Consider the following 16,209-nt stretch of genomic DNA (forward strand, 5'->3'; position numbering starts at 1 on the left):
GATGAAGAGCCGCGCAGTTGGAATAGTCGCGATGGGTTGAGGAGCCCCATATTCGAGGAGGTAGTTATGCTCAAACGCGCAATTCTCATCGCCAGCGTCGTCATGGCTGGCGCGGCCCCGTCCTTGGCCCAGACCAAAATCGCCGTCGGCACGCCGCCGATCGCCGAGGTGGAAGCCGCCTTCGTGGCGAAAGACGAGGGCATGTTCGACAAGAACGGTCTGAACGTCGAATTTCTGCCGACCGGCTCCAACCAGACGCTGGTGGCGGCGCTTGTGGCCGGCTCGCACCAGATCGTCGCCGTTTCGCCCACCGTTCTGTTGCAGGCTGTTGACAGCGGCATCGACCTCGTCGTCGTGGCCAATTGCGGCGTGACGGCCCCCCGCACGGCCAAGAATGCCGGCTTGGCGGTGCGCGGCGGCGTCGAAATCTCCAAGCCGGAAGACCTTGTCGGCAAGAAGGTCGGCACGCCGAGCATCGGCGGCACCCTCGACATTCTCTTCCGCCAGTGGCTCAAGCAGAAGAACGTTTCAGAAAAGAGCGTTACCTTCATCGAAGTGCCGATCCCGAACACCGCCGACGTTCTCAAGGGCGGCACGATCGATGCGATCATTGCAGGCGAACCTTCGATCGGTCGCGCCGTCGCTCAGTCGAACGGCAAGGTCGCGTTCAACTACATGTCCGAACTTCCGGAAAACCTACCTTACACGACCTTTGTCGCGACCCGCGATTGGGCGAAGGACAATGCGGCGATCATCAAGTCTTTCCGAGTCGCATTCGCACAGGCTGCCGACTTCGTGGCCGCCAACCAGGGCAAAACCCGCGAGATCGTTTCCAAATATACCCGCCTGCCGCTCGAAGTCCTCAACAAGATCGAGCTGCCGGAATGCAGGCCCGTGCCGACCAAGGCCGCGCTTGATTACTTCGAAAAGGCGATGCGCGAAGGCGGCATGCTGACCGGCAAGATCGACACGGCCGGTCTGATCGCGCCCTGAGCCGACAAGGCCGGGGCGTGCAATTCGCCGCCCCGGCCATTCCTACAGATGACAGGTGATATCATGGTCCAGTTGACCGGCGCGGAAGCGCTGACCCGTTTGCTCGTCCCCGAGGCTGTTCCCTTCGTCTTCGGCATCGCCGGCGGCAAGTTGAACCCCCTCCTGCACGCAGTCTCCCGCGAGCCGTCCATCCGTTATCTCGGCGTGCGGCACGAGGCCTCCGGCCCTCTGATGGGCGCTGGGGTTGCAGCCGCAAGCGGCCGGATCTGCGTGGCGCTCGGAGAAATGGGGCCGGGGTCTTCCAATCTGGTCGGCGGGCTCGGCACGGCGTTCAACAACAACCTGCCCCTGCTGCTGGTCACCTCCAACAACCATCTCGGCGCATCCTATCCCAACCGCGGCATGTTCATGGATCTCGACACCCACGCGCTGCTGAAGCCGCTCACCAAGTGGAGCGCGGTCGTGCATGACGGGCGCCGCCTTCCGGATCTCGTGCGAGACGCCTTCCGGCAGGCGCTGACCGGGCGGCGCGGACCCGTTCATCTCGACGTTCCACAGGAGATTTTCACCACCAAGTTCGAGTTCGACGAGGCCGAACTTTCGCTTCCACCGGAGGCCTATCGCGCCGTCGAAGGTCCGAGAGCGTCTGCCGTCCAGATCGCCCGCGCGGCCCAACTGCTTTCCGAAGCCAAGCGACCTGTCCTGATCGCCGGTGGCGGCGTCGTTTCCGCTAATGGCGGCAGCCTGTTCCGCGATCTCCTCGAAGAGATGGGTGCTCCGGCTCTCGCCACCCAGATGGGCATCGGCACGGTACCGTCGGATTCTCCCTTCTTCATCGGGCATGGCGGAATCATCGGCGGCGATGCCATCCCTGCGGCACTGGCCGAGGCGGATGTCATCCTGGCTGTCGGTTGCCGGCTCTCTTCCTGGCTTTGGAACGAAAGCGGTGCGCTCGTGAAGGGCGGCGCGGAGTTCATCAACATCAACATCGACCCGATGAGCCTTGGTGCGAACGCGCCTCACACGCTCGGCATCTGGGCCGATGCGGCAAGTGCGCTGCCCGATCTTCTGGCAGCCCTCAAGGGTCACGCCATGCCGGACAGGTCGAAATGGCTTGCCCGCCTGCGTGAAATCTATGCTGCCTATCGTGGCAAGCTCGAACGGATGAACGAGGATGAAGGTCCGGTCATGCATCCGGCCAAACTTGGCACCGCCCTCGGCAAGCTGCTGCCTTCGGATGCCCTTATCGCCTATGACGGGGGCCATACATCCTTCTGGAGCAATGACCTGACCCCGGCGACCGTCGAGCGCACCCGGTTCCACGAACCCGGCATGTGCCAGCTCGGATTCGGCACACCCTTCGCGGTGGCGCTGAAGCTGCTCCATCCAGACCGCCCGGTCTTCAATATCTGCGGCGACGGTGCCTTCGGCTTCACGCTTTCCGAGCTGGATACCGCCCGCCGCTACGGTTTGCCGATCATCAACATCATCCACAACAACGCCTCCTGGGGCGTCATCAAGATGGGCCAGCGGAAGACCTACGATTTCTCCTTTGGTACGGATCTCGACGGCGTGAACTATGCCGACGTCGCCCGCGGCTTCGGCTGCCACGGCGAGCGCGTCACCACTGTGGATGAGATCGGCCCTGCGCTCGAACGCGCTATCGCGTCTGGCCTGCCGGCGGTTATAGACTGCCACGTCCGTTTCGAGGCCCATCCCAGCATGCCCTATTTCGCGAAAATGAATGCTTACGGCTTTCAGAAGGGTGTGGGCGGCGGGCCGCATGCGGCTCTCGTGAAAGGAGCATGACGTGGTTGTGACGCAGCTTTCCACCCCCCGGCGGCATGGCGTGGGCAACTCCACTCCGACATCCGGCGAAGCGCGAATCCGTATCCGCGACGTCACGCTTTCCTACGGTTCGCTGCAGATCATCGGCGGTATCAGCCTCGATATCGCGCCGGGTGAAACCATTTCCGTCATCGGACCCTCTGGGTGCGGCAAGACGACTTTGCTGCGGATGCTGGCCGGCCTGGCCCGGCCGACTTCCGGCAGCGTCGAGCTCGACGGGTCGGTTCTCGGTGGACCGAACCGCTCCGTCGCGATCGTCTTTCAGGATTACGGAAAGGCGCTCCTGCCCTGGCGGACCGCAGCCGGTAACGTCTCGCTGGCGCTCGAGGCACGCGGATGTCCGGGTGCCGAGCGTCCGGCAATCATTCGAGAATTGCTGGAGAAGATCGGCCTTGGCCGGCACGCCGACAAATATCCGGCCGAGATGTCCGGCGGCATGCAGCAGCGCCTGCAGATCGCCCGGTGTCTTGCGCAGGAACCGAAGGTGCTTCTGATGGACGAGCCCTTCGGTGCGCTGGACGCGATGACGCGGCAGGCGCTTCAGGACGAGGTGCTCGGGCTGGTGGCGACAACGGGCGCCACCATGGTCTTCGTCACCCATGACCTTGAAGAGGCGATCTATCTCGGCGATCGTATCATCTGCCTTCAGCCCAATCCGGGCCGTGTTGGGCGTATCGTCGACGTTCGGCTCGCCCGGCCGCGCGACCAGTTGCTGACCCGCGAGGATCCCGAATTCCTGCGTCTGCGCCGCGAGCTTTACGAGCTCATCAAGGACGACCATCAATGAGGGCGGCGAGCCTCCTCAAAAACGGCTGGCGCGCGGCATTGCTGCCCGTTGCCCTGATCGTTGTGGCGCAGGTCGCGGCAACCGTTACCCAACTGGAAAGCGATACGCTCGCCAGCCCGTTCGATATCGCGCAGGCGTTCGGTTCCGTGATGGCCGACGGATCTCTTCCGAAGGCGACGCTGGACACACTGAAAGCCGCCGCAGCCGGCTGTATCCTGGGTGTCGGAGCGGGGTCGCTGCTCGGTATCGTGCTCGGTCTTTCCCGCCTTGCCAATGATGCGCTCGATCTCACCATCGAGCTGCTGCGGCCAGTCCCGGTCGTCGCGCTTATTCCGGTCGTCATGATGCTGCTGGGTTTCGGCGCGGAAATGGAGATCGTCATCATCGGACTTGGCCTGTTATGGCCATCCGTCGTGCTGGCACGTGCTGCAGTCAAGGAAGTGGAGCCGCGTCTGATGGAAGTGTCGAGCGTGTTGCAACTCGGCTTCCTGGCCCGGCTGACGAAGATCGTGCTACCGGCGATACTGCCGCAGCTCTTCATGTCGCTCAAGCTTGCCGCCGGTTATGCGCTGGTCGTGGCGGTGACGGTGGAGATCACCGCCAACCCGCTGGGCCTCGGCTACGGGATCATGATGGCGCAGCAGGCGCTGCGTCCGGCGGAAATGTTCGCCTATCTGATCTGGATCGGCGCCATCGGTTGGCTGATCAGCCTGCTGCTCAACGTGGCGCAGCGCGCCTTCTTCCCGGCCTTTGTGAAAGGAGAGGGACGATGAAGCATTTTTCCCTGCGCAAGCTGTTCCTCGGTTGCGGCGCGCTGGCGCTTTTCATCCTGGCGTGGAAGCTCGTTACCGATGCGAAGCTCGTATCGCCGATCTTCTTTCCCGGCCCGGAACGGACCTATGCCGCTCTGGTGAAGGGCCTTTCCGGCGGCGTGATGCTTTCGCAGACGCTGGAGACGGTCCAGCGGATGCTGCTGGGCTGGTTGCTCGCCTCCTTCGTGGGGGTATTTCTGGGTGCCTTGATTGGCGTGTCCCGGCGGGCGCGGGTGTTCATCGCGCCGACGCTCGAGCTGCTCCGGCCGTTGCCGGCTTCGGCCATGATTCCGATCGCCATCGCCTTTCTGGGTTTCTCGGACAACATGGTTCTGGTCGTGATTGCCTTCGGGGCGCTCTGGCCGATGCTGCTTGCCACGATCCACGGTTTTGCGGCCATGGAGCCCCGTCTCTATGAAGTCAGTGCCGTCCTTGGTCTCAGCCGCGCCCAGGTTATCTGGAAGCTCGCCCTGCCGAGTGCCATGCCGATGATTCTCGCCAGCCTGAGGCTTGGCCTCACCATTTCGCTCATTCTCGCGGTCGTCGGCGAAATGCTGGCAAGCCGCCAGGGGCTGGGGCAGAGCATTCTGGCGGCGAGCCGCAGCTTCCGATCGCCCGATCTTTTCGCGGGCATTGTCATCCTCGGCGCGATCGGGCTTGTCGGCAGCCGTCTGCTTTCCTTTGCCGAAAGACGTCTTCTGCGCTGGCAGGCCGTCAGCCGGTAGTTTCCTCTCCTCTCAACTTACTGGATTTAGACATGTTCAAGCTCACCGACGCGTCAACCATCATTGATACCGCAATCGCCGAAGCGCGAGCCCGCTCGCTTGCCCCGCTTGCGGTGGCTGTCCTGGATGCCGGTGGGCATCTTGTCGCCTACAAGCGTGAGGATGGCGCTGGGATAGTCCGGTTCGACATCGCCTATGGCAAGGCATGGGGATCGCTTGGCATGGGTTTTGGCACACGGGAGCTTACGGAACGCGCCGCCAAGAACCCGGCGTTCATCACGGTGCTGGCCTCCGTCAGTGCGGGTCGCATGGTGCCTTCTCCGGGTGGCGTCCTCATTCTCGACAATGCAGGCACGGTCATCGGCGCGGTTGGCATCTCGGGCGATATCGGAGACAACGACGAACTGTGCGCGATCGCCGGCATCGAAAAAGCCGGTTTTCGGGCGGCTCCCAAGCTTCCGGCCTGACAGGACTTCAACTCAACTGAAAAAACGGAGGCTGCCATGCAGCAGAACGTATCCACTTCCGGCAGGACGGGCGAGTTCGTGCGCCTCAATCCGCTGACCGGCGAGATCGCCAGCACGGCCAAGGCGGCGACCGCCCTCGAAGCCTGCGCCGCCGCAGACAGGGCCGCCGCGGCTTTCCCGGCCTGGTCGGAGACCGGCCCCAATGCACGGCGGCAACTCCTGCTGAAGGCCTCCAATGAGCTGGCCGCGAAGAAGGACGAGTTCGTTGCGCTGATGCAGGCCGAGACGGGCGCGACCGCAAGCTGGGCCGGCTTCAACGTCATGCTTGCCGCCGGCATGATCGCCGAAGCGGCGTCGCTGACGACACAGATCAAGGGCGAAGTCATTCCCTCCGACAAGCCGGGATGCCATGCCATGTCGGTGCGGGAGGCCGTCGGCGTCTGCCTCGGCATCGCGCCGTGGAATGCGCCCGTGATCCTCGGCGTTCGCGCCATCGCGACGGCACTGGCCTGCGGCAATACGGTCGTACTCAAGGCTTCCGAAAAATGCCCGGCGGTGCACAGCTTGATCGTCGAGTGCTTTCACTCGGCCGGCTTCCCGGAAGGCGTCGTCAATGTCGTCACCAACGCTCCGGAAGATGCAGCCGAGGTGGTGAATGCGCTCATCGATCACCCCGCCGTCGGGCGCATCAACTTCACCGGATCCACCGGGGTCGGGAAGATGATCGCGTTGCGCGCGGCTGGTCACCTGAAGCCTGTCCTGCTGGAGCTTGGCGGCAAGGCGCCCTTTCTGGTGCTCGACGATGCCAATCTCGATGAAGCCGTTGCAGCGGCCGCTTTCGGCGCGTTCTTCAACCAGGGCCAGATCTGCATGTCGACGGAACGCATCATCGTCGTCGATGCGATCGCGGATGCATTCGTGGAGAAGTTCCGGGCCAAGGCCGCAACGCTCGTCGCAGGCAATCCGGCGGAAGGCAAGGCGCCTCTCGGCGCAGTGATCGGCACGGAAACCATCAACAAGGTCAGGTCGCTGATCGAGGACGCCGTCTCCAAGGGCGCCAGGCTTGCGGCCGGCGGGTCCGCGGAGGGTGTGCTGATGTCGGCGACGGTGATCGATGGTGTGACGAAGGACATGCGCCTTTATGGCGAGGAAAGTTTCGGCCCGGTCGTCGCCATCCTGCGGGCGCGTGACGAAAATCACGCCATCGAACTCGCCAATGACAGCGAATACGGCCTGTCGGCTTCGGTCTTCACCGGCGATGCCGCCCGCGGCCTGCGGGTTGCCCGCCGCATCAAGTCGGGGATCTGCCACGTCAACGGCCCGACCGTCCACGACGAGGCGCAGATGCCGTTCGGCGGCGTGAAGGGTTCAGGCTACGGCCGTTTCGGCGGCCAGGCCGGCATTGCTGAATTCACGGAACTGCGCTGGATCACAGTCGAGACCCTGCCGGGACATTATCCGATCTGATCCGGGTCGCCTTTTAGCGGTCCTTCAAGAGCATGCGAGAACGCAGGCAAGTAACTTTCCGATCGTGTGGACATCAGGCCGGCGGCAGTATGTCGCCGGCTTCGGTCGCTTCCAGATCTGCTCGGATGAATTCGGCTGTCTGTTCATAATGCCGCTGCAGGAGGCGCATGGCCTCCTCGCAGTCACGATCGAGAACTGCCTTCATAATATCCGCGTGTTCCTGGCTAACCTTGCGCACTCTGAATGCTTTCCGGCTGGAAAGCGCGCGATAGCGGCCAAGTCGGTCCGCAAGCTGGTCGCAGAAACTGATCAGCGGGCGCGACTGGCAGCCGCTGATGAGAATGGCGTGAAAAGCCTTGTGCAGGCGCTCCCATTCCGGGTTGCTTTCGAACCACTCCGGATTGAGCGAGCGCGGTGCCCGATCCAGCCGGTGATGGGACACGATAAGAGCCTCCTCCCAAGCCGGGTCGGCATTGGCGATCGATTCTCGCAGTGCCAGGCCTTCCACCCAGCAGCGGGTTTTCGTCAACTCCCCCAGTTCCTCGAGACTGATCGGTTTCACGAAAAAGCCGCGCTGCTCCTTGCCGATCACCAGATCCTCGGTGGTGAGGCGATTTAACGCTTCGCGCAAAGGCGTCTGACCCGCGTCGTATTGTTCCATCAGAAAACGCAGTTGCAGCTTGCGGCCAGGTTCGAGCCGCGCCGAGAGGATATCGGACTTCAGCCGCTCGTAGATGCCCGTGGCAAGCGTGGCGGGGCTTTCCAGCCCCTTGTTCGGCGCATCGACGTTCATGTGGCTTCCACAGTTCAAATCGATTTTTATATACACGAACACATCCAAATCTCAAAATTTATAAATTCTGACTTTACGCGTCGCATTTTGTATATTATTCGAAAGGTCAACACAGGAGGAGACGCGTGGGCGAGGAGAAGGCAAAAGGCTTCAGGAGCGGTTGTGGCTGTGGCGGCATTGACGTCCATTGTCACGTTGTTCCGGCCCGTTTTCCGTTGCCGCCTGGTGGCTCTGCGTTACGCGGTTGGCCGTCCATGGTTGCCACAGGTGATTGCCATGCGACTGTCGTCATCGATGAAAAGCCCTATCGCCAGGTGAGCGATGCCTGCTGGGTCGCCGAGCGGCGGCTCGAGGAAATGGACCGCGCCGGCATAGAGCTTCAGGCCGTTTCGCCGATGCCCGAGCTTTTCGGCTACTGGTTCGAGGCAGGAGCGGCCAACGATCTCGTGCGTCACGTCAACGACGCGATTGCTGCGCTTGTTGCGGAAGGTCAAGGGCGTTTCGTCGGGTTGGGTGGTCTGCCTATGCAGGATATCGATCTCGCCATAACCGAGCTGCATCGCATTGCGGGTGAACTCGGTTTCCGCGGCATCGAGATCGGCAGCAATATCAACGGTGCAGCGATCGGCGATGCGCGGCTCCACCCGTTCTTTGCGGAAGTCGAAAAGCTCGGCGCCGCGGTATTCGTCCACGCCGTACGGCCGGCTGGCGTGGATCGGCTCGTCGGTCCGGCGCCGCTTCAGCAGGTGCTTGGTTATCCGACCGATGTCGGCCTGGCGGCGGCTTCCGTGATTACCGGCGGGCTGTTGCAGAAATTTCCCAAACTCCGGATCGCATTCAGTCATGGCGGCGGCACATTTGCCTCGCTGCTGCCGCGGCTGGAACAGGGTTATTCCGCATTTCCGGCAGTCAAGGATATCATGCCGGAGGCGCCTTCGGCGCTGGCGCGGCGCCTGTATGTCGACTCGCTGGTTTTCGATGCCGATACGTTGCGGCGCCTGGTCTCCGTCTTCGGTGAAGAGCGGGTGCTGCTTGGCACCGACTATCCTTTCAATTTCCGCGAAAAAGAACCCGTCGCGCGTATCGACGAGGCTTTTGCCGATACCGGTCTGCGCCAACGCCTGACTTTTGCGAATGCGCGGGCTTTCCTCGCACTGGATGAGGTTTGATCAGATGACCGACTTTCCCGTTTCCGCCCTGCGGAGCGTTGAACTGGGTACGCCCGACCTCGCGGCCTCCGTTGATTTCTACATCCGGGTCTGGGGGTTGGAAGTCGTCGCAGAAGCGGGGGACAAGGTTTTCCTGGCGGCGACCGGCGATGATTTTCATGTGCTGGAACTGAAGCAAAGCCACCGTTCCGAACTGCGCAAGGTTACCTTTCGCGTCCGCTCCGCCGAAGACCTGAATTCGCTTTTCACGAAGGCAGTCGCAACGGGCAGCGCCGTGCTGCGCGAGCTGGGGCCGGCCGACGCGCCGTCCGGCGGCGAACGCTTCGTTATCCGGGAGCCGCAGGGTTCCGTGCTGGAATTCGTAAATGGCGACCGCCGCAGGCAAGGCGCGATCGTCGCCAACCGACCGCACCGCCTCGCCCATGTCAACATCAACAGCGCCGAGATCGAGGCACTTTCGAGCTTCTACCAGGATGTTCTTGGCTTCCGCCTGACGGACCGCTCCAAGCTCATGGCCTTCCTGTGCTGCAACGACGACCATCACGCGGTGGTGCTGGCTGAAGCGGCGGCCAACGGGCTGAACCACGTTGCTTTCCTGATGCCCGACCTAGAATCCGTCATGCGCGGTTCCGGACTGGTCGTGGACCAGGGGTATCCGATCGGCTGGGGTGTGGGACGGCACGGACCGGGCGACAATGTTTTCGCTTATTTCATCGATCCGCAGGGCGTGGTGATCGAATACACCGCCGAGGTGCTTCAGGTCGATGATGGCTATCGCGTCCGCGGGCCGGAAGAGTGGGTATGGCCGCCGGGTCGCACAGACCATTGGGGCATTGCGCCTCCAAAAAGTGACGCCTGCAAGAAGGCGCAGATTTCCATCGGATTTTCCGGCGCCTGACACCGCCGTTCCAGTTTGCAGAGGCTTACCCGTGACGAACGAGACCGATATTTCGAAACGTTATGACGTGCTGGTGGTGGGCTTCGGCCCGGCCGGCGCAGTCGCCGCCGGCATGCTCGGCGCACGCGGACATTCTACACTTGTCGTGGATCGCCTGACCGGAATCTACGACAAGCCACGCGCTATCGCGATCGATCACGAGATCCTGCGGCACTTTGATAACATGGGTATTGCCGACCAGGTCCTGCCTTATATCGCGCCGTTTACCGCATCCCAGCACTTCGGTGCACAGGGGCAGCTTATCCGCCGCATCGACATGGTGCCGGAGCCCTATCCGCTAGGCTACACGCCGAGCATGGTGTTCACCCAGCCGCCGGTCGAGGCTGTCATGAGGCAGCATGCCGAAAGCTTCGATTGCGTGACGGTCGAGCTTGGGACGGAAATGACAGATCTCGATCCGCAAGCGCAAGAGATCGTCGCGACACTGAAGGACGCTCCCGGAGAGGCCCGGAGAGTCGCCGCGAAATACGTGATCGGCTGCGATGGTGCCTGGAGCCAGGTGCGTGAACAGTCCGGGATAAAGTTCGAGGACCTGGTCTTTGACGAACCGTGGCTGGTGGTCGATGTACAGGTTCATGAGGACGCTCTGGGCAAGCTGCCGCAGACATCGGCGCAGTTCTGCGATCCGGCTCGGCCAACAAGCTACATCATGGGACCAAAGAACCATCGCCGCTGGGAGATCATGCTCCTGCCGGGCGAAAATCCGCGCGAAATGGAAAAGCCGGAAAATGTCTGGCAGTTGCTGTCGCCCTGGCTGACACCTGAAGAGGGCGACCTCTGGCGCGCAGCCGCCTACCGTTTCCATGCACTGGTGGCTGACGATTGGCGCCGCGGCCGCGTGCTGATCGCCGGCGACGCGGCACACCAGCAGCCACCCTTCATCGGCCAGGGCATGTGCCAGGGGCTGCGCGACGTCTCTAACCTCGTCTGGAGGCTTGACCGTATCCTGAAGGGGCAGTCCTCAGAAGCGCTGCTCGATACCTATACGGTTGAACGCAAGCGGCATGTGCAGACACTGACCGGCAAGATCAAGGCGATCGGTCAGATGATCTGTGAACGCGATCCGGAAGCCGCTGCCGCACGCGATGCCAAAATTCTCGCCGATGGCGGCGGCAAGCCGCTCACCATTACCCGGCAGGAAATCGTTCCGCCCATCGAGGATGGGCTGATTGCTACCGAGGGCACCCCGGCACGAGGGCTGCTCTTCCCGCAGCCGGCGATCGTTGAAGGCGCTTCTCCGCGCCTGTTGGACAAATTCACCGGACCGGAATGGCGGCTGGTTCTCGACGGTCGCCGGATCGGGGCAGGGGAGGGAGAGGCACTGGCCGAAGCGATCGACGGAATCGTGGTCAGAGCCATTGTGCCTCAGGGCGATGAGGCTGCCGATCCCACCGCGCTTCGCGAGAAGGACGGTGTACTTTCCGCCTGGTTCGACAGTTATGGCGTCATCGCCGCTCTCGTCCGTCCTGACCATTACGTTTTCGGCGCCGCACAGAATGTCGAGACGCTTCGCCAGCAGATTGCCGACCTGCGCGCCCGCCTTGCCTGACGCGCCTTTCGACAGAGACACCCTTTCAGGAGTAAGACAATGAGACTTTCCACCGTCAAGATCGCTGGCCGCACCACCTGGGGCGTTGTCGAAGGTGATACTTTCCAGGACGCGGGCGCCGTGCTGGCCAGCCGCTATTCCGACCTCAAGGCCGCAATTGCTGCGAATTTCGCAGGTGTGGCGGAGGCGGCCGCTTCGGCCGCTACGACGTTGATCTCCGATGTGGAGTGGCTGCCGGTTGTACCCAATCCCGACAAGATCCTCTGCGTCGGCCTGAACTACGAGATGCACCGCAAGGAAACCGGCCGCAGCGAAGTCGAAAATCCGACCATCTTTTCGCGCTACGCCAACAGCCAGACCGGCCACCTTGCGCCGATCATCCGTCCGAAGGTCTCCACCCATCTCGATTTCGAGGGCGAACTCGCCGTCATCATCGGCAAGTCTGGCCGCTACATTTCGCGCGGCGAGGCTATGAGCCACGTTGCGGGTTATGCCTGCTACAACGACGGCAGCGTTCGAGACTTCCAGTACCACACGCACCAGTTCACGCCGGGCAAGAATTTCCCGGACACCGGCGCGTTCGGTCCGTGGATGATGACGCCGGACGAACTCGGCCCCTTGGCCGACCTGCGCCTGCAGACCCGCCTGAACGGGGACGTGGTGCAGGACGCGACCTTCGCCCAGATGATCTTCGATATCGCCCGCCAGATCGAATATTGCTCAAGCTTCACGCGCCTGGAAGCCGGTGACGTCATCGTCAGCGGCACGCCGGGCGGTGTCGGTGCCAAGCGCACTCCGCCACTCTGGATGAAGCCGGGCGACGTTGTCGAAGTCGAGATCGATCGCCTGGGCATCCTGCGCAATCCGATTACGGACGAAGCGCACTGACAAGACTCGTTCGCTGGGGGTTGGCCGGGAGAGGTGCCGGCCCCTCGTGAACGACTGGAAGATTTGACTTCAACGGGAGGACGATATGTCGAAGTTTTCAAGACGCACTTTCATGGCAGGCGTCGGCGCAGGCTTGGCTCTGGCCTGCGGCCCCGCTCAGGCCGCAGACTGGCCGCAGCGACCGGTTACGGTGGTCGTGCCGCAGGCCGCCGGCAACAGCCCGGATGTGTTGTGCCGCATCATCACCGACAAGCTGTCACGCGCCCTCGGTCAGCAATTCATCGTCGAAAACCGGGCGGGTGCTGCCAACGTCGTCGGCATGCAATCGGTCGCACGCGCGACCAACGACGGTTATACGTTCGTATTTGCTACCTCTGCCGCGCTCGTGACGAACCCCTATACGATCAAGTCGCTGTCCTACAATCCGATCAAGGATTTCGTGCCGATCGCGATGGTTGCCAAGAGCCACCATGTGCTTCTGGTCAACCCGAAGGTGAAGGCAAACAACCTTGCAGAGTTGATTGCCCTTGAGAAGCAGGCGCCAGGTTCGCTGAGTGTTGCCGTTGACGGACCGCGCAACATTTCCGGCCTGATCGCGCAGGCGATCAACAAGGACGCCGGCACGAAAATGGTACTTGTGCCCTACAATACGATCTCCAACGCCGTGCAGGACAGCATTAGCGGCCGTACAGCGGTGACCATCCAGTCCGCCTCCGTGGTCGAACCTTTCATCAAGGATGGATCGCTGCGACCGATCGCTGTAGCGGGAAATCAGCGCATTGCATCGCTTCCCGATGTCCCGGCGATTTCCGAGACTCTGAAGAGTGTCGAGCTGCAGGGCTGGTTCATGATCATGGCGCCGGCCGGTACGCCCGCCGCCATCGTGGAGACGATGAGCAAGGCGGTCGCCAAGGCGATTGCCGAGCCGGATGTACTCGAGCGCGCGCCGACCCTCGGCTTCGAGATGGAGAAGGGTGAGAATGTTACGTCGGCGGGCGCCAAGGCGTTCCTCGCTGCGCAATACGCCTATACCGGTCAGGTCCTCAAGGAACTCGGCATCGAGCCGAACTGAGGCCTGAGCGACTGGACGACGGAGGGAGCGAGGCGATGAACGAGATCGAGACGAGAAACCGGACGGGAAGGGGAGCGGGCACCGTCCGCGCGCCACAAAACCTTGCCGGCGGCCTGGCCCTGATGGCTCTTGCCGCATTGGCGCTGTGGCTGCTCCGGGACCTGAACGCAGGCTCGCTTTCAGAGATGGGATCGGCCCTTATGCCGCGTGCGCTCGCGGTTGGGCTCGGTCTCATGGGTCTGGCTCTTTCAGTCTCGGCCTTCCTGCGTCCCGGTTCTGCAATTGAGAGAACGGAGCTTTACGGCCCCGTTCTCGTACTCCTCGCGATAGCGTTCTTCGCTTTGACGATCCGCCCGTTTGCCGTCGGTCCGGTCACCATTCCCGGTCTTGGATTGATCATCTCGGCGCCTATCGCGATCGTCATTGCCGGCTTTGCAACGCCCGCGGCACGTCTGCGGGAACTCCTTGCGCTTGCTCTCGGCCTCACGCCGTTCTGCATGTTGATGTTCGGCGATCTTCTCAATCTGCCCATCCCGATCTTTCCGGCATCCCTGATCGATTCCTTCCCCGAAGGATGGTCGCAGAAGGCAGTCCTACGTGTCGCTTCGGTGGCGATGCTTGCTGTCGCGACCCTAATCTTTGCCACGGACCGCGCGAAATCCGGCACTATACATCAAGAGAAGCAGGACTGATGGACACGCTCATTTCCAATCTCTCGCTCGGTTTTTCGGTCGCCCTTGGCCTCCAGAATCTCACACTTGCCTTTCTCGGCTGTCTCGTCGGTACGTTGATCGGCGTCTTGCCGGGTGTCGGTCCGGTCGCGACAATCGCCATGCTTCTGCCGATCACCTTCAGTCTCGATCCCACCGGCGCGCTCATCATGCTCGCCGGCATCTATTATGGCGCGCAGTACGGTGGATCAACGACTGCAATCCTCGTCAACATTCCTGGCGAAGCGACGTCTGTCGTAACCGCGCTCGATGGGCATGCCATGGCTCGCCGAGGTCGAGCCGGCGCGGCATTGGGCATCGCGGCACTTGGTTCATTTTTTGCCGGCACGGTAGCGACGATCGTCATCGCCGCTATGGGGGCACCACTGACGCGTGTCGCCCTGCTGTTCGGGCCGACTGAATATTTCGCGCTCATGGTGATGGGCCTAGTCTTTGCCGTCGTCCTGGCCGGCGGCTCGATCCTCAAGGCCGTAGCGATGATCCTGCTCGGTCTGCTGCTCTCCACCGTCGGCACGGATCTTGAAACCGGTGACCAGCGCATGACTTTCGGGCAACCGTTCCTCTGGGACGGCATCGATTTCGCCATCCTGGCCATGGGTGTCTTCGGCGTATCGGAAATCCTGCGCAATCTCGGTCAACCGGAAGGTCGTGACGTGGTGCGCAGTGCGATAGGCCGGCTTCTGCCGAACCGGCACGAACTACGCCAGTCCATCGCCCCGGTGGTGCGCGGCACGCTTCTCGGATCCGCTTTCGGCATCCTGCCCGGCAACGGTGCTATTCTTGCGCCATTCGCCTCCTATGCGGTCGAGAAAAAAATTGCCAAAGACCCCAGTCGGTTCGGTAAAGGCGCAATCGAAGGTGTGGCAGGTCCTGAATCGGCCAACAATGCCGGCGCACAGACCTCGTTCATCCCACTGCTGACGCTCGGTATTCCCGCCAACGCCGTCATGGCTCTGATGGTCGGAGCGATGACGATCCACGGCATCATTCCTGGCCCGCAGGTGATGACCAGCAATCCGGCGCTGTTCTGGGGCATGATCGCCTCGATGTGGATCGGCAATCTGATGCTGCTGGTCATCAACCTGCCGCTGGTTGGCCTCTGGGTCCGGCTTCTGAAGGTTCCTTACCGACTGTTGTTTCCGGCCATTTTGGTTTTCTGCTGCATCGGCATTTATTCGATCAATGCGCAACCCACTGACGTCCTACTGATCGGTCTCTTCGGTTTCGTGGGCTTCCTGCTTATCAAATTCGGCTTCGAGCCGGCGCCTATGCTTCTCGGCTTCGTGCTGGGCAAACTGATGGAGGAGAACCTTCGGCGAGCGCTGATCCTCTCGCGGGGCTCGTTCTCGGCATTCCTGACCGAGCCGATCAGCGCCGGCCTCCTTTTTGTGTCGCTGGTGCTCCTTGCTGTCGCCGTTGTTCCGCATATCCGAAAAGGTCGGGATGAGGTGTTCGCCGAATGACCCTCCGCAGTTGGATTGAATCATAGTCGATCGATTCGGCAACGGCGGGCGCTCAGCGAGCGACTGATCGTAGCGGAAGAATTTAAGCTATCGTCTCGCCCAAAGCCGCGCCCGAAAGGCCGGCTGAAACGTTCCTCAAAAAATCGCCGCGCCGCCTGAGACCCCGCTCGGGCTACGCCCTCCCGGCCGTCTCAGGCGGGCGCCACAGTGGCCGACTTTTGCTCCGCCCCATGGCCTTTTTTCTCCGCCGTTGACAATTGGGCGTGTCGCCAGGGAGGCGATGGAGGTTGGCGACTATCAGCATTGGCCTGGCAGCTATCGAGGCAGAATGAGATGACGTTACAGTAGAACCTCGCCACGGTTCCTGGAGAGCAGCCAGCTGTCGTCGAGGAGCGGTTCTGGCGAGCTGAGCAGTAGATCCAGCCGGAGCCGAAAGGCTTCGCAAGCGATCTGGTGTGAACACCTGGCGGGCGTTGTTGATCGAATC

Annotated in this window: 15 protein-coding genes; 14 read left to right on the forward strand and 1 reads right to left on the reverse strand. The window is 62.2% G+C overall.

Translation table 11 applies throughout. The features are described 5' to 3' along the window. Nucleotides 1–66 precede the first annotated feature (66 nt). The 7 genes from ACSQ8R_RS24340 (at nucleotide 67) to ACSQ8R_RS24370 (ending at nucleotide 7,099) form a co-directional block, all read left to right on the forward strand. Nucleotides 67–993 carry an ABC transporter substrate-binding protein gene (locus ACSQ8R_RS24340; protein WP_436255929.1) on the forward strand — a complete coding sequence of 309 codons (927 nt, stop codon included), beginning with the start codon at nucleotides 67–69 and terminating at the stop codon, nucleotides 991–993. A 63-nt stretch (nucleotides 994–1,056) separates the two neighbouring features. Beyond that, nucleotides 1,057–2,802 carry a thiamine pyrophosphate-binding protein gene (locus ACSQ8R_RS24345; RefSeq protein WP_436255930.1) on the forward strand — a complete coding sequence of 582 codons (1,746 nt, stop codon included), beginning with the start codon at nucleotides 1,057–1,059 and terminating at the stop codon, nucleotides 2,800–2,802. 1 nt (nucleotide 2,803) lies between these two features. Next, on the forward strand, nucleotides 2,804–3,628 hold the full coding sequence (locus ACSQ8R_RS24350; protein ID WP_436255931.1) for an ABC transporter ATP-binding protein: 825 nt from the start codon (nucleotides 2,804–2,806) through the stop codon (nucleotides 3,626–3,628). After that, nucleotides 3,625–4,401, forward strand: a complete 777-nt coding sequence (locus tag ACSQ8R_RS24355; RefSeq protein WP_436255932.1) for an ABC transporter permease — start codon at nucleotides 3,625–3,627, stop codon at nucleotides 4,399–4,401. The genes ACSQ8R_RS24350 and ACSQ8R_RS24355 overlap by 4 nt, the downstream gene beginning before the upstream one ends. Next, the gene (locus ACSQ8R_RS24360) at nucleotides 4,398–5,165 is read left to right on the forward strand and encodes an ABC transporter permease (protein ID WP_436255933.1); all 768 of its coding nucleotides are present in this window, start codon (nucleotides 4,398–4,400) and stop codon (nucleotides 5,163–5,165) included. Before ACSQ8R_RS24355 ends, ACSQ8R_RS24360 begins: the two co-directional genes overlap by 4 nt. Nucleotides 5,166–5,197: 32 nt before the next feature. After that, complete coding sequence (locus ACSQ8R_RS24365) at nucleotides 5,198–5,632, forward strand: GlcG/HbpS family heme-binding protein (protein WP_436255934.1); 435 nt, start codon at nucleotides 5,198–5,200, stop codon at nucleotides 5,630–5,632. A 36-nt stretch (nucleotides 5,633–5,668) separates the two neighbouring features. Then, complete coding sequence (locus ACSQ8R_RS24370; protein ID WP_436255935.1) at nucleotides 5,669–7,099, forward strand: aldehyde dehydrogenase; 1,431 nt, start codon at nucleotides 5,669–5,671, stop codon at nucleotides 7,097–7,099. A gap of 73 nt (nucleotides 7,100–7,172) precedes the next feature. Here ACSQ8R_RS24370 and ACSQ8R_RS24375 read toward each other — a convergent pair whose 3' ends face one another. Then, nucleotides 7,173–7,892 (reverse strand): GntR family transcriptional regulator, encoded by a 720-nt coding sequence (locus tag ACSQ8R_RS24375; RefSeq protein ID WP_436255936.1) that lies wholly within the window; start codon nucleotides 7,890–7,892, stop codon nucleotides 7,173–7,175. Nucleotides 7,893–8,017: 125 nt separating this feature from the next. On the opposite strand from ACSQ8R_RS24375, the gene ACSQ8R_RS24380 reads away from it, so the two are divergent. The 7 genes from ACSQ8R_RS24380 (at nucleotide 8,018) to ACSQ8R_RS24410 (ending at nucleotide 15,722) form a co-directional block, all read left to right on the forward strand. Beyond that, nucleotides 8,018–9,061, forward strand: a complete 1,044-nt coding sequence (locus ACSQ8R_RS24380; protein ID WP_436255937.1) for an amidohydrolase family protein — start codon at nucleotides 8,018–8,020, stop codon at nucleotides 9,059–9,061. A gap of 4 nt (nucleotides 9,062–9,065) precedes the next feature. Beyond that, nucleotides 9,066–9,959, forward strand: a complete 894-nt coding sequence (locus tag ACSQ8R_RS24385; protein ID WP_436255938.1) for a VOC family protein — start codon at nucleotides 9,066–9,068, stop codon at nucleotides 9,957–9,959. 31 nt (nucleotides 9,960–9,990) lie between these two features. Beyond that, nucleotides 9,991–11,568 (forward strand): bifunctional 3-(3-hydroxy-phenyl)propionate/3-hydroxycinnamic acid hydroxylase, encoded by a 1,578-nt coding sequence (locus ACSQ8R_RS24390; protein WP_436255939.1) that lies wholly within the window; start codon nucleotides 9,991–9,993, stop codon nucleotides 11,566–11,568. A gap of 39 nt (nucleotides 11,569–11,607) precedes the next feature. Further along, nucleotides 11,608–12,456 (forward strand): fumarylacetoacetate hydrolase family protein, encoded by an 849-nt coding sequence (locus ACSQ8R_RS24395; RefSeq protein WP_436255940.1) that lies wholly within the window; start codon nucleotides 11,608–11,610, stop codon nucleotides 12,454–12,456. A gap of 85 nt (nucleotides 12,457–12,541) precedes the next feature. Further along, on the forward strand, nucleotides 12,542–13,528 hold the full coding sequence (locus ACSQ8R_RS24400) for a Bug family tripartite tricarboxylate transporter substrate binding protein (RefSeq protein ID WP_436255941.1): 987 nt from the start codon (nucleotides 12,542–12,544) through the stop codon (nucleotides 13,526–13,528). Nucleotides 13,529–13,563: 35 nt separating this feature from the next. Further along, a complete protein-coding gene (locus ACSQ8R_RS24405) occupies nucleotides 13,564–14,220 on the forward strand; it encodes a tripartite tricarboxylate transporter TctB family protein (protein ID WP_436255942.1) in 657 nt (218 codons plus the stop codon). Further along, the gene (locus ACSQ8R_RS24410) at nucleotides 14,220–15,722 is read left to right on the forward strand and encodes a tripartite tricarboxylate transporter permease (RefSeq protein ID WP_436255943.1); all 1,503 of its coding nucleotides are present in this window, start codon (nucleotides 14,220–14,222) and stop codon (nucleotides 15,720–15,722) included. Before ACSQ8R_RS24405 ends, ACSQ8R_RS24410 begins: the two co-directional genes overlap by 1 nt. The last annotated feature ends 487 nt before the right edge of the window (nucleotides 15,723–16,209 follow it).

It is taken from the genome of Neorhizobium sp. LjRoot104, from assembly GCF_964253725.1.
Taxonomy (GTDB): domain Bacteria; phylum Pseudomonadota; class Alphaproteobacteria; order Rhizobiales; family Rhizobiaceae; genus Neorhizobium.

Excerpts from the sequence above, each read along its gene's own strand:
- ACSQ8R_RS24340 (WP_436255929.1), top strand. The coding sequence starts at position 67 with ATGCTCAAACGCGCAATTCTCATCGCCAGCGTCGTCATGGCTGGCGCG.
- ACSQ8R_RS24360 (WP_436255933.1), top strand. The coding sequence starts at position 4,398 with ATGAAGCATTTTTCCCTGCGCAAGCTGTTCCTCGGTTGCGGCGCGCTG.
- ACSQ8R_RS24405 (WP_436255942.1), top strand. The coding sequence starts at position 13,564 with ATGAACGAGATCGAGACGAGAAACCGGACGGGAAGGGGAGCGGGCACC.
- ACSQ8R_RS24375 (WP_436255936.1), bottom strand. The coding sequence starts at position 7,892 with ATGAACGTCGATGCGCCGAACAAGGGGCTGGAAAGCCCCGCCACGCTT.
- ACSQ8R_RS24395 (WP_436255940.1), top strand. The coding sequence starts at position 11,608 with ATGAGACTTTCCACCGTCAAGATCGCTGGCCGCACCACCTGGGGCGTT.
- ACSQ8R_RS24355 (WP_436255932.1), top strand. The coding sequence starts at position 3,625 with ATGAGGGCGGCGAGCCTCCTCAAAAACGGCTGGCGCGCGGCATTGCTG.
- ACSQ8R_RS24345 (WP_436255930.1), top strand. The coding sequence starts at position 1,057 with ATGGTCCAGTTGACCGGCGCGGAAGCGCTGACCCGTTTGCTCGTCCCC.
- ACSQ8R_RS24370 (WP_436255935.1), top strand. The coding sequence starts at position 5,669 with ATGCAGCAGAACGTATCCACTTCCGGCAGGACGGGCGAGTTCGTGCGC.
- ACSQ8R_RS24410 (WP_436255943.1), top strand. The coding sequence starts at position 14,220 with ATGGACACGCTCATTTCCAATCTCTCGCTCGGTTTTTCGGTCGCCCTT.
- ACSQ8R_RS24365 (WP_436255934.1), top strand. The coding sequence starts at position 5,198 with ATGTTCAAGCTCACCGACGCGTCAACCATCATTGATACCGCAATCGCC.
- ACSQ8R_RS24385 (WP_436255938.1), top strand. The coding sequence starts at position 9,066 with ATGACCGACTTTCCCGTTTCCGCCCTGCGGAGCGTTGAACTGGGTACG.
- ACSQ8R_RS24400 (WP_436255941.1), top strand. The coding sequence starts at position 12,542 with ATGTCGAAGTTTTCAAGACGCACTTTCATGGCAGGCGTCGGCGCAGGC.